Here is a 12538-nt window from a genome sequence, read left to right on the forward strand (position 1 = left end):
GGGCACCCGTTGCCCGGAGGTTGGCTCATGCCATCAACCGCGAGGCAGCTCGATACGCAAGGTGCTTGGCCGCTCATCGACGAACGCGACGGTCCCGTTCGCGTTTTCCACGATACGGCGGACGATGGCCAGCCCCAGTCCGGTCCCGCCGCTGCTCTGCCGACCTTTGCGGAAACGCTGGAACATCGCCTCCTGATCCTCCTTCGGCACGCCCCGGCCCTGGTCGCCCACTTCCAGAATCACCGAGTCCTTCTCCTGCCATAGCGTCAGGCGCACATCGCCGGCGCCGTGGACCAGTGCGTTCTCCAGCAGATTCGTCAGTGCGTCGCGCAACTCATCGGTGTTGCCGCGACAGAGCAGACCATCCTCGATCTCGACTTCGATGGTGCGTTGCTGCGCCTCGAACAGGGGCAGCAGTGCCGCGACGGCCTCCCGGGCCATGCGTGAAACCTTGGCCACGCGCGGGGCGCCGCCCTGCTCCGCCGAGGCGCCATCCTGGCGCGCCAGTTCGAGCAACTGGGTGACCAGGCGACGCATCTGGCGCATTTCCTGTTCGAGAGCCGGCCAGTCGGGATTCTGGCTATCCCTGGCATCCTGCAGGCGCAGGTCGAGCACGGTCAGCGGCGTGCGCAGTTCATGGGCTGCATCGGCGACGAAACGTCGTTCGGCGGCATAGGCGGCCGCCAGTCGGTCCAGCGCGGAATTGGCCGCCTCGGCCAGCGGGTGGATCTCGCCAGGCAGGTCGGCCAGCGGGATACGGCGGGCGGGATGGCGCGGCCCGATGCCTTTTGCCAGCTGTGCCGCACGGCGCACCGGACGCAGCGTCCAGTGCAGCAGCCAGAGGATCAGCGAAACCGAAACCAGCCCCAGCGGCAGCATGATCACCAGGCTCTGGCGCAGCCGATCGAGCAGCAGGTCGTCGATCGTCGAGCGCTCCTGGGCGTCATTGCGCGTGACCATCAGGATCGTGCCGTCGGCGAGGCGCACCGGCACATTGATCACCTCTCCCCCGAAGGGACTCCAGCGCCACCAGCTGCTCTCACGCTCGAGCATGACGGTGCGCAAGCGCCGGGGCCTGTCCAGGTTCTCGGAAAACCACAGCACCTTGCCGTCCGCCGAATAAAGCGTGTAGCCCAGCTCCCCGCCGGCGTAGTTGCGCGGCAGGCGCTGCACATCGTCCACGCCCCGCACGTCCTCGCTGACCGCCCTCGCCTGGATGGCCAATACGGCCCGGCGCAACTCGTCGCGGGTGCCGTAGAGGTGCACGGCCAGGTTGGCGAAGCCCAGGACGAACACCAGCAGCAGCGCGACCAGCATGCGCCCGCGCAGGCTGCGCCGTACCGAGCGACCGCTTCCCGTCAGCTTGTCGTCAGCAAGCGGTGGCATAGTCGCCGCCCACAAAAATGAGATTACTTATCATTTGTATTATTTTCATGGGGGAGTCTGCTACTCATGCATCACGTCAATCGCTCACACCGTTTCCGCCCGCTGGCCCTGGCTCTGGCGACCGCCGCTCTGCCGACGCTCACCCTGGCCGAAGACGCCGCCGAAGGGCTCAGCCTCAACGATATCGTGGTCACCGCATCGGGCTACGAGCAGCAGTTGATCGAGGCGCCGGCATCGATCACCGTGATCGGCAAGGAACAACTGGAGGGCAAATACTACCGTGACGTGACCGACGCCCTGCAAGACATTCCCGGGGTCTCCATCGAAGGCGGCGCCGGCGGCAAGCTGGAAAGCACATCGATCAACATCCGCGGTCTCGGCGAGCAGTACACCCTGTTCATGGTCAACGGCAAACCGCTGGGGGCCTCCGGCGAGGCCTACTACAATGGCTTCGGCAGCGCGACCCAGTTCGGCTGGCTGCCGCCGATGTCCGCCATCGAACGCATCGAGGTGATCCGCGGACCGATGTCCTCGCTCTACGGCTCCAGCGCGCTGGCCGGGGTCATCAACATCATCACCAAGAAGGCCACCGCCCGCGAATGGTCCGGCACCGTCAGCTACGACAGGCTGCTGCACGAGGACGGCGACGCCGGCGGCGCCAACCAGGCCCGCTACTACCTGAGCGGCCCGCTGGTGCAGGAACACCTGGCGCTGAGCGTGTACGGCTCGCGTCATCACCGGGACGAGGACGAGATCGTCGGCGGCTATCCGGAAAAGACCGCCATCGACAACACGGCGCTGCTCGACATCGTCGTCAACGACATGCACAGCTTCCAGCTCGAAGCGGGCCGCAACGAAAGCGACAACGAGCGCACCGAGAAAAGCGGCGCGGCGGGCGACATGGACAATGTCCGCACCCACTACGGCATCACCCATGACCTGGACTGGGGCGACAATATCCGCACCACCACCTTCGCCACCACGGCCAAGGAAGAGATCGAGAACGGCAGCTCCGAATCGACCTACTCCAACGATCTGATCAACAGCAAGACCGTCATCCCCCTGGAGCGCCACACGATCACCGTGGGGGGCGAGTACAAGTGGGAAACCATCGAGCACGACCAGGGCCGCTTCTATGGCACGGACATGGAGCTGGAGCGCTGGCAGCGCGCCCTGTTCATCGAGGACGAGTACTACCTCACCGACGCCTTCTCGCTGACCGCCGGCCTGCGCTACGACGAGAACGAACACTACGGCGAGGAAATCATTCCGCGCCTGTACGGCGTCTATCGCTTCAGCGACGAGTGGGTGCTCAAGGGCGGGGTCAGCGGCGGCTACAAGGCGCCCTCGCTCAAGCAGGCCGACAGCAGCATCGTCGAGAACGCGGGGCGTGGCCGCTCCTATGACATGGGCAACAGCGATCTCAAGCCCGAGAGCAGCATCAACTACGAGCTGGGCCTGATGTGGGACGCCGTGAACGGCATCCGCTCCGGCGCGACGGTGTTCTTCACCGAGTTCGAGGACAAGATCGATAAGCGCCTGTACTGCACCAGCCCGGCCTCGGCACCGACCTGCACGGTCAACGGCATCGCTCCCCGGCAGACCATCAACCAGTACGTCAACCAGGACGCCGCCGAACTCAGTGGCGTGGAACTCTTCTTCAACATGCCGCTTGGCGAGAGGGTGGACCTGAAGACCAACTACACCTTCTCCGACAGCGAGATCACCGAGTCGGAAGCCTCGCCGGACGACGTCGGCAAACCGTTCAACAACCTGCCCAAGCACATGTTCAACGTCGGCCTGGACTGGCGGGCGACGGACAGCCTGAACCTGTGGACCAAGGCCCGCTACAAGAGCGAGACCGTCTCCGACGAAGACCTCGAGCAGCGCCCGGCCTACACCCTGGTCGACCTCGGCGGGCTGTACCGGGTGAACAAGCACCTGGATATCTACGCCGGCCTGTACAACGTGTTCGACAAGGACATTTCCAGCGAGGACTACGGCAAGACGCTGGACGGTCGGCGCCTGAACGTGGGCGTATCACTCAGCTTCTGAGGAGGGTCAGGTCGGGCTCGGCGCCAACCTGTAGCCGAGCCCGCGCAGGGTTTCGATGCCGCTGTCGGCGCCGGCTTCCGCCAGCTTGCGCCGCAGCCTCGACACCAACGCCTCGATCGCGTTCGGCGTGACCGCTTCGCTGAGTGCGTAGACCCGCTCCTCGAGCTGATCCTTGATCACCACGCGGGGCGCGCTGCGCAAGAGTTCTTCGAGCAGGGCCATCTCGCGCTTCGACAGCAGCAGCGGGCGCTGGTCGACGTGGGCGTCGCGGCTTTCCTGGCAGAAGCTCAGGTTGCCCAGTTGCAGGCGGCGCTCGGCACGCTGCCCCGGCCGGCGCAGCACCGCGCGCAGGCGGGCTTCTAGCTCCGCCATCTCGAAGGGCTTGAGCAGATAGTCGTCCGCGCCGGCATCCAGTCCGGCGATACGCTGCTCCAGCGCATCGCAGGCCGTGAGGATGATGCAGGGCAGGTCGGCGTTGCGGGTGGATGAACGTGCGGAAAGCAGCGCCAGGCCATCCATGTCGGGCAGACCGAGATCGAGCAGCATCGCGTCGTAGCGGCTGAGCGCGAGCATTGCCAGCGCCTGCTTGCCGTGCTCCGCGACATCGACCACGAAACCGCTGCGCTGCAAGTGCTTCAGCAGCAGATCCCGCAATGAAGGGTGGTCCTCGACGACAAGCAACTTCATGACATTTACCGCGCGCACGTCAGCCTTGGGTCAGCCAGGGCTGGGATAGTTGAACCTGAACACCATATCAAATTACTACGATTAGCATTTCGAATAGATACCATGTGGATACCACGCTCCCTCTCATCGTCCCGGCGGCAACAGGCTTTCCGTCATGCAGGTGTGCCCCATGCACCGGCCTGACGCCCTCCTTTCCCCACCTGCGCGTCATCGGCTGGGCATCGCCGCGCGCGCCCTGCTCGCGATCGGCGGCGGCTATCTGTTCGCGGCGCTCGGCGCGGCAAGCCTTGCCCTGGCGCTGCCGCTACCTCGCCCGCAGGCGGTGCTGGCCGCCACGCAACTGTCGTTCGCGCTGTACTGCGCCTTGGTGATCTGGGCGTTCTCCGCCCCCAGCGCATTACGCGCCTGGCTGGTGGCGGGCGCGCTTTGCGCGATACCGGCGCTGCACCTGCTGCTACGAGGAGCGACGCCATGAAGCCCATGGGCTTTCGCCAGGCCAATGCCTGGCTGCATACCTGGACCGGCCTGCTCCTGGCGTGGCTGCTCTACGCCGTTTTCCTAACCGGCACCCTGAGTTTCTTCCAGGAGGAAATCAGCTTCTGGATGAAGCCCGAGCAGCATGCGTCCAGGCCGGACGACACGAGCGCCCGCCATGCCCTGGATACGCTCGCGCGGGTAGCGCCCGATGCCGCGCAGTGGAGCGTGACCCTGCCCGGCGAGCGCAACGCCGCGATGCAGGTACAGTGGTTCGAACAGGGCGAACGCATCGGCAAGGGCGGCGGCACGCGGCTGGTCCTGGACGCTGCGACCGGAGAGCCGCTGGAGGTGCGCGAGACCCGCGGCGGGAGCTTCCTCTACCGCTTCCACTTCGAGCTTTACGGCTTGCCCCGCGAACTCGCCCGCTGGATCGTCGGCGTGGCCACCATGTTCATGCTGGTCGCCATCGTCAGCGGCGTGATCACGCACAAGAAGATCTTCAAGGACTTCTTCACCTTCCGCCCGCGCAAGGGACAACGCTCCTGGCTGGATGCGCACAACGCCACGGCGGTCCTGGCGCTGCCCTTCCACTTCATGATCACCTACAGCGGCCTGCTGCTGTTGATGTTCATGCTCATGCCGTGGGGCGTGGAAAGTGCCTACCGTGGTGACCGCCAGGCGTTCTTCAACGAAGCCGGTGGCCGTGGCGGGGAACGCGGTGGGGCGAACGAGCGTAGCCGCGCTCCCGCCGAGGCCGCGCCGATGGCGGACATCGCCGCCCTTCTTGCCCGGGCGGAACGCGACTGGCACCGAGGGGCCGCCAGCATCCAGGTGACCGCCCCCGGCACCAGCCGCGCAGTGGTCGAGATTCGCCAGCGCGGTGGCGACAGCCTGCTCGAACGCGGCAACGGCGAACGGGTGCGCTTCAATGGCGTGACCGGCGAGCCGTTGCCGAGCCCTCCACCAGCCACGATCAACGCCGCCAGCGCCACGTACAACGTGTTCACCGGCCTGCACCTGATCCGCTTTGCCGGCCCACCGCTGCGCTGGTTCTTCTTCCTCAGCGGCCTGCTCGGCACAGCGATGATCGCTACCGGCCTGGTGCTCTGGGTGGTCAAGCGCCTGCCGGAACGACGCAAGCTCGGGCATACCCCGAAGGGCCATCGCCTGGTGGAGGTGCTCAATATCGGCACCGTGGCGGGTCTGCCCCTGGCCATCGCAGCCTACTTCTGGGCCAATCGCCTGCTGCCGGCGGGGCTGGAGCAACGCGCCGACTGGGAAATACGCACGTTCTTCCTGGCTTGGGCGCTGAGCCTACTGCACCCGCTGTTGCGTACCCACAAGCGCGCCTGGATCGAGCAACTGCTGTTCGCCGCCATCCTGTTCGCCGGCCTGCCCTTGTTCGGCCTGACCTTGCCACACAGCGGCCTGCTGGCAACCGTGGCCGACGGCCACTGGCTGGTGGCCGGGATGGACCTGACCCTGCTGGCCGTGGCGGCACTGCTGGCCTACGCTGCCGTGGGTGTCGCGCGGCACCAGCCCATCCAGGGCAGGCAACGCCAGCCTCGGCCGGCTCGGTCGGGCCAGGAGATCGCGACATGATCGAACTCTGTCTGGCCCTCTGCTTCAGCGGCTTCGGGGCACTCTGCCTGGCCATCGATCGCCACTACGAACAGGCTCTGGGCAACAAGACGACGACAGCCAGGCGCACGCTGCTGCGCCTGCTCGGCTGGTCGTTGCTGGCCTGCGCCATCGCCCCCGCCGCCACTCGCCTCGGCCCCACGATCGGCCTGGCACTCTGGGCATCGGCACTCACCCTGGCGGCCGCCGCCCAGATGCTGCTGCTCAGCTATCGGCCTCGCCTCATCGTCCCCCTGAGCATCGCCGCGCCACCGCTTGCGCTGTCGCTTTTCCTGCTCGGATAGAGCCCGGCCGTCTATGGGCCTGGGCCGCTCATTCGGCTCGCTGTGACAGGCCGTATCAGCGGTACAGGTGGCGGCGGGTCAGCGGCTGCTCGCAGGTGCCGTCCGCCCGGCCGCTGGCCAGGATCTGGTAGATACCGATGCCGCCGGACTCGAACTCCAGGGCGCTGGCGGCCATGTACAGCCGCCAGGCCCGGTAGGTCGACTCGTCGACATGACGCAGCGCCTCGTCGTGGTGGCTCTCCAGGCGCGCGATCCACTGCCGCAGGGTGAGCGCGTAATGGCGGCGCAGCGCCTCGACATCGACGATCTCGAAGCCCGCGACCTCCATGGCCCGCTGGATGTTGCCGATGGTGTCGAGCTGCCCGTCGGGAAAGATGTAGCGGTTGATGAAGCGGGTCCCGGCGCTGGTCCGCCAGCCCTCGGTGGCGTTGGTGATCCCGTGGTTGAGGAACAGGCCGCCGGGCTTGAGCAAGCGCCGGACGGTGGCGAAGTACAGCGGCAGGCGGCGCAGCCCGACGTGCTCGAACATGCCGACACTGGCGATCTTGTCGTAGCGCCCCTCGCCCTCCAGTTCGCGGTAGTCGCGCAGCTCCACCGTCACCCGGTCTTTCAGGCCGGCCCGGGCGATCCGCTCGCGGGCCACCTCCAGCTGGTTGCGGCTGAGGCTGATGCCGTGGGCGTGCACGCCATGGTGCTGCGCCGCATGGATGACCAGCGCGCCCCAGCCGCAGCCGACGTCGAGCAGGCGCTCGCCGGGGCGCAGCAGCAGCTTGCGGCAGATGTGTTCGAGCTTGGCTTGCTGGGCCTGCTCCAGGCTCGCGTCGGGCCGCTCGAAGTAGGCGCAGGAATACACCATCGCCGGGTCCAGCCAGAGACCGTAGAAGTCGTTGGAAAGGTCGTAGTGGAAGGCGATGGCCTCGCGGTTCTCCCGCGGGGTGTGGCGCCTCACGCGCCGGCGATAGCCGGGCGCGACGTCCGAGCCGCCCGCGCGAGGCAGCATCAGCGTATGCAGGGCGATCCGCAGGCGCTGGTGCCAGGCCGGGCGGAAATCCTGCAGGCGGTCCTTGAGCGTGATCGCGGCAAACAGATCGCCTTCGATATCCAGATCGTCGCGCAGGTACGCCTCGGCCAGCCGCAGCGGATCGCCGCCGAGCATCAACGCACGCAGCGCCGCGGGCGTGCGGCAGACCAGGGTGAAACGAGGGGGCTGGGAAGGAGCGCTGCGCAGCTCGGTGCCATCCCACAGGCGGATGGCGAAATCGCCGCCGCTCCTCCGCAGCAAGTGCTGCAGCAGGGTGACGAACGACGGGCTGGGGCTGGCAGCCTGGGTATGGTTCAGCTTGAGCGGCTTCATGCTGTTTTCCCCGGACGGACGCCTCGCGGCCCCAGGGCCGGCCTCGCGAAGCCCTCCGGAACCGCGCCGAGCGCCTTGGCGATCGGTCTGTCGACGGATATCCGATCCTAGCGCGCGGGCCGCGGAAACGGATATCGCCTGACGAGCGCTATGATCGGCGAATCCGTGTCGGGTTCGGGACCGCTCGGGTAGCCGCAGCGTGCCGCCTATACCCGTCCCGGTCCGACATGGGTGCTGAGCAGCTCGACCCATTGGGGTTCGGCCGGTATGGCGCGGGCAGGAACGATGTGGAACATGTGGCTCGTGACATACAGCAGGTAGATGCCATTGCCGCACTTCCACCTATGGATGTCGCTCCACTGCAACCGGCTTTCGCCAGAGTCGCTCGTGAAACTCACGCCATCCTGGGTGGCGCCCACCGCTATCTCGTTGCGAATGGCACGGTTCTCCCTGAATTGCTTCCGGGCGTTGAACGGTATCGTCAGATGGAGCACCGCGAAATAGCCCAGCGCGCCACAGGCGACAGCGGCAAGGGATAGATAAACATGCCCCGCAACGGTACCGGCCGCAATGATGGCGAGGCCCAGGGTAACCAGGACTGCAAGGACTTTTTTTGTCCCCTTTCCATGTAATTGCATGGCCTTGACGACCTCTTTTTCATCGAGCGTGTAGCTGAACTTCATCGACGCCTCGCAATACATGATCGATACCCATCGATATATGCCGCCGATATGGGCTGTTAGTTTGTAGAACCGTTGCCAAAAGCCAATGCAGCGAATACCCAGAGGCCGAGCACCGCAAGAAAGTTGACCGTGAACACGACACCCCGGAGCCGGACATTGCGGGTGAATATCTGCACTGCACTGTGCATGACCCGCCCCGCGACAAACATCCAGGCCAGGGCCAGAGCAGCGAGGCTCGACGACTGGAACTGGATAAGCAGCAGGCACGCGACATGAAAGAACAGCGGCCACTCGAACTGATTGGACAGGTTGGCGCCGATGCGCGGCTCGACGGCCGCCCACGGATTGCTGCCATCGGCACGGCGACCGATTCCCCATATGGCGGGCGCTCGTGCGGCAGTGAGCAGCGCATATAGAAATGCAGCGAGCGCGACGTGCGCGGCCATGGGAATGATCAGGGCATGTGGCATGAAGTCCCGCACCTCACGTTTCTGTATCCGGAAGCCTGGCGCCCACGATCACAGATGTTGGAGTCGGCATTCTAATCCCCTGCCAAAGACCGGCACATGTCGATCCCCTCACAGAAACACCCTCGATAATTGACTGCGGACAGGCTGCGCGCTGATATCGCCCCGCTCCGGCAAAGACAGTTTTATCGAAAGGGAATGATGGTGAAAAATCCTAAAGACTCATGCTTGCCCGCATTACTGAAGTCGATGGGTCTGATCCTGGCCGTTTCTGTATTGAGTGCCTGCGCAACCACGCAGAAAACGGATTTAGAAGACTACATCGGCCTGTACGAAGTAGCAGAACCCAAGTGTCATGCCGTGGAGCAATCAACCGATCCATGCGAAGGCATTCTCTTCTTCGAGCTTGTGAAGGGTCGGTTCATGGGCATCGGCGACACTGATCTGGCATATGTTTTCTGGAGTGGTGATCCGACAATCGATCCGGAACTGCAATATTCGGCCGTTCTTATCAGGCACGCGCACTCCGCCAAGATCGAGGAGGGTGAATTCCGGCTGAACAATGAAGAGGGCGCAGAAGAGAAACTCCACTTTGCCAATGGCAAGCTGGCCTCTTACTCAGCCCAATACGTCTCCGGAAGATCCGTTCAATACGCATTGAAGCCTGTCTCGCGTGGTGCTCTAGCGCATGTGCGCTTGAACTACCCGGGGAATGAATAAGACGGGTGAGTGAGGACGCTCCTCACTAGCACTCGGTCGACTCCAGGCGCTCGGCATTGCCGCAAGCGCCTGTTTCGTCTCTGAGCCGGATCGACCCACGCCGCACTTTCCCCGCTCTGCGATCAGCCCCGCCGCAATCACCGACAACCCGCCCTCCCCGCTCGAAACAAGAACTTGAGCATTCGGTTAGATGTGTCCCCGCCTTGAACAGGCCCCACGGGCTCTAGGCCGGCAGATCCACCCGACCGAAAAGGCGCGCTTGGACCATTTTGTTACAAACAAGTTCCCTGTAAATGATTCGTAAATGTTGATCGAGAGTGAATCTCAACTACTATCGCGCCCTGTCTCAATCAGGAGTGATTCTCGTGAGCAACTACGATAATAAGCGTGCAGCCCTTCCACAGCGTCGCCTGCTGGCCTCGGCCATCGGCCTTGCCCTGGCGTCGGAATTCGCCATGGCGCAGGAGCAGGCGGTGGAACTGGGCGACATCACCATCCACGGGCAGCAGGACCGGGGCTACAAGGTCGACAAGGCGTCCTCGCCGAAGCAGACCGCGCCTCTGCTGAACACTCCGCAGACGATCAACGTGATCCCCGAGCGCCTCTATCGCGAGCAGGGCGCGCGCAACCTGACCGACGTGCTGCGCAACACCCCCGGCATCAGCTTCGAGGCCGGCGAGAACGGCTTCTCCACCAACTCCAACAACTTCAGCCTGCGCGGCTTCGATACCAGCGGCAACATCTTCGTCGACGGTTCCCGCGACTCCGGCAGCTACAGCCGTGACGTGTTCAACATCGAGCAGGTGGAAGTGGTCAAGGGCCCGGCGGCCGACAACGGCCGTGGCGGCGCCGGCGGCTACATCAACATGGCGACCAAGACCCCGGGGCTGAGCGAGTTCATCAACGGCAGCGTCAGCTACGGCTTCGACGACTACGATTCCGAGGCGCGCAAGCGCACCACTCTGGACACCAACCAGGTGCTCAACGACAGCACCGCCGTGCGCCTCAACCTGATGCTGGAAGACAGCGGCGTGGCCGGTCGCGAGCATGCCGAGGAGAACAGCTGGGGCATCGCGCCGTCGCTGGCCTTCGGCCTGGGCACCGAGACCCGCGCGATCTTCGCCTACGAGCACGTGGAGCAGAACGACCGTCCGGACTTCGGCGTGCCGGCCGCCATGGTGCATGGCATGAAGGGCAGCCAGCCCTACAGCTCGGCGACTTCCGGTGCCGACCGCGACAACTTCTACGGGCTGAAGTCGGACTACGACGACACCACCGTCGACTCCCTGCTGGCACGCTTCGAGCACGACCTGTCCGACGGCGTCACCCTGAGCAACCAGACCCGCTGGGCGCGGGTCGACCGCCAGGCGCGCTTCACCGTGCCGACCGGCTTCACCGCTCCGCGCTCGGTCGCCACCCAGACCCAGTTCTACGACCGCACCAACACCAGCCTGACCAACCTGACCAACCTCTCCGCCACCTTCCACGCCGGCTCGGTCAAGCACACCCTGGCCACCGGCCTGGAGCTGACCCGCGAGGAGTCCGAGGCCAACCGCTACGGCACCCGCAACAGCACCACCGACCTGTTCGATCCGGTCTACGACCGCAGCGGGGCGTTCAGCCCGGCGGCCACCCAGACCAACGACGTCAGGATCGACACCGCGGCGCTCTACGTCTACGACACGGTCGAGTTCAACGAGCAGTGGCAGATGACCGCCGGCATGCGCCTGGAAAACTACCGGGTACGCATCGACAGCGAGACCGCCGACGGCGCCTCGGCCGGCTCGATCGACGGCCACGACGACACCGAATTCACCGTCGGCGGCAAGGTCGGCCTGGTCTACAAGCCGGCGCAGAACGGCAGCATCTACGCCGCCGCAGGCGTCTCCACCACACCGCCGGGCTCCTACCTGTCCGACTCGGACATCTCGCGCACCGGCGACAACGCCTTCCCCGGCTTCGTCGAGGGCGCCGACCCGGTCAAGATCGTCGGCTACGAGCTGGGCACCAAGTGGGACTTCTTCGACAACCGCCTGAGCACCACCGCCGCGCTGTTCTACAGCGAGAAGCGCGATGTGCCGATCACCGGCCGCGACGAGGGCGAGACCGCCGACAGCCTGAAGGGCCACGGCAAGCAGATCGTCAAGGGCCTGGAGCTGGGCGCCACCGGCAGGATCACCGACGCCTGGGACGTGTACGGCGGCATCGTGTTCATGGACAGCGAGCGCAAGCACAGCGCCTACCTGGATGACGTGCGTCGCCGCGCCAACCCGGCCGACTACGACACCGCGCTGCGTACCAACGGCGACGAACTGGCCTTCTCGCCGAAGATGACCGCCAACCTGTGGACCACCTATCGCCTGCCGGTCGGCCTGACCCTGGGCGGCGGCCTGCAGCACAGCGACGCCTCCTACCTGGGCCGCCCGGACAACGCCAACCGCATCATCCCCAACGGTCGCTACGGCAAGCTGCCCAGCTACACCATCTTCAACGCCATGGCCTCCTACGCGGTCAACGAGAACCTCGACCTACGCCTGAACGTCGAGAACATCACCGACGAGGAATACGCCAGCTCTTCCAACTGGAACGGCTCCCGCGTGTTCCTGGGCAACCCGCGTACCTACCTGCTCAGCGCCGACTTCCACTTCTGATCGGTCGAGCCAGGTAACCACGCCCCGGCCGCGCAAGCGGTCGGGGCGTTTTGCTTGGCCATGTCCCCGTTGGTTGTTGCATGCCTTGTGGGAGCGGATTCGTCCGCGAAATTCGCGGCCAATCGGAATGCCG

At 65.2% G+C, this 12538-nt stretch carries 11 protein-coding genes; 6 read left to right on the forward strand and 5 right to left on the reverse strand.

Translation table 11 applies throughout. The annotated features are described in order from the left end of the window. Nucleotides 1–33 precede the first annotated feature (33 nt). Nucleotides 34–1386 (reverse strand): HAMP domain-containing sensor histidine kinase, encoded by a 1353-nt coding sequence (locus tag N7640_RS21905; RefSeq protein ID WP_279902600.1) that lies wholly within the window; start codon nucleotides 1384–1386, stop codon nucleotides 34–36. A gap of 66 nt (nucleotides 1387–1452) precedes the next feature. Here N7640_RS21905 and N7640_RS21910 point away from each other — a divergent pair, with 66 nt between their 5' ends. Further along, nucleotides 1453–3441 (forward strand): TonB-dependent receptor, encoded by a 1989-nt coding sequence (locus tag N7640_RS21910; protein WP_279902601.1) that lies wholly within the window; start codon nucleotides 1453–1455, stop codon nucleotides 3439–3441. A gap of 6 nt (nucleotides 3442–3447) precedes the next feature. On the opposite strand, the gene N7640_RS21915 is transcribed toward N7640_RS21910, so the two are convergent. Continuing rightward, on the reverse strand, nucleotides 3448–4128 hold the full coding sequence (locus N7640_RS21915; RefSeq protein WP_220811134.1) for a response regulator transcription factor: 681 nt from the start codon (nucleotides 4126–4128) through the stop codon (nucleotides 3448–3450). Nucleotides 4129–4297: 169 nt separating this feature from the next. Here N7640_RS21915 and N7640_RS21920 point away from each other — a divergent pair, with 169 nt between their 5' ends. The 3 genes from N7640_RS21920 to N7640_RS21930 are packed head-to-tail and all read left to right on the forward strand — an operon-like array spanning nucleotide 4298 to nucleotide 6530. After that, on the forward strand, nucleotides 4298–4603 hold the full coding sequence (locus N7640_RS21920; protein WP_279902602.1) for a hypothetical protein: 306 nt from the start codon (nucleotides 4298–4300) through the stop codon (nucleotides 4601–4603). Next, the gene (locus N7640_RS21925; protein WP_279902603.1) at nucleotides 4600–6207 is read left to right on the forward strand and encodes a PepSY-associated TM helix domain-containing protein; all 1608 of its coding nucleotides are present in this window, start codon (nucleotides 4600–4602) and stop codon (nucleotides 6205–6207) included. Before N7640_RS21920 ends, N7640_RS21925 begins: the two co-directional genes overlap by 4 nt. Beyond that, on the forward strand, nucleotides 6204–6530 hold the full coding sequence (locus N7640_RS21930) for a DUF3325 domain-containing protein (protein ID WP_279902604.1): 327 nt from the start codon (nucleotides 6204–6206) through the stop codon (nucleotides 6528–6530). The genes N7640_RS21925 and N7640_RS21930 overlap by 4 nt, the downstream gene beginning before the upstream one ends. Before the next feature lie 55 nt (nucleotides 6531–6585). On the opposite strand, the gene N7640_RS21935 is transcribed toward N7640_RS21930, so the two are convergent. From N7640_RS21935 to N7640_RS21945, 3 genes are all read right to left on the reverse strand, one after another. Then, nucleotides 6586–7884, reverse strand: a complete 1299-nt coding sequence (locus N7640_RS21935) for a class I SAM-dependent methyltransferase (RefSeq protein ID WP_279902605.1) — start codon at nucleotides 7882–7884, stop codon at nucleotides 6586–6588. Between the two features lie 206 nt (nucleotides 7885–8090). Then, nucleotides 8091–8567, reverse strand: coding sequence for a YcxB family protein (locus tag N7640_RS21940; RefSeq protein WP_279902606.1), 477 nt, complete (start codon nucleotides 8565–8567; stop codon nucleotides 8091–8093). Nucleotides 8568–8623: 56 nt separating this feature from the next. Continuing rightward, nucleotides 8624–9037 (reverse strand): MAPEG family protein, encoded by a 414-nt coding sequence (locus N7640_RS21945; protein WP_279902607.1) that lies wholly within the window; start codon nucleotides 9035–9037, stop codon nucleotides 8624–8626. A 195-nt stretch (nucleotides 9038–9232) separates the two neighbouring features. Here N7640_RS21945 and N7640_RS21950 point away from each other — a divergent pair, with 195 nt between their 5' ends. After that, on the forward strand, nucleotides 9233–9754 hold the full coding sequence (locus tag N7640_RS21950) for a hypothetical protein (RefSeq protein WP_279902608.1): 522 nt from the start codon (nucleotides 9233–9235) through the stop codon (nucleotides 9752–9754). Nucleotides 9755–10119: 365 nt separating this feature from the next. After that, nucleotides 10120–12405, forward strand: coding sequence for a TonB-dependent siderophore receptor (locus tag N7640_RS21955; RefSeq protein WP_279902609.1), 2286 nt, complete (start codon nucleotides 10120–10122; stop codon nucleotides 12403–12405). Nucleotides 12406–12538 lie beyond the last annotated feature (133 nt).

Source organism: Pseudomonas sp. GD04015 (genome assembly GCF_029837675.1).
GTDB lineage: Bacteria > Pseudomonadota > Gammaproteobacteria > Pseudomonadales > Pseudomonadaceae > Aquipseudomonas > Aquipseudomonas paralcaligenes.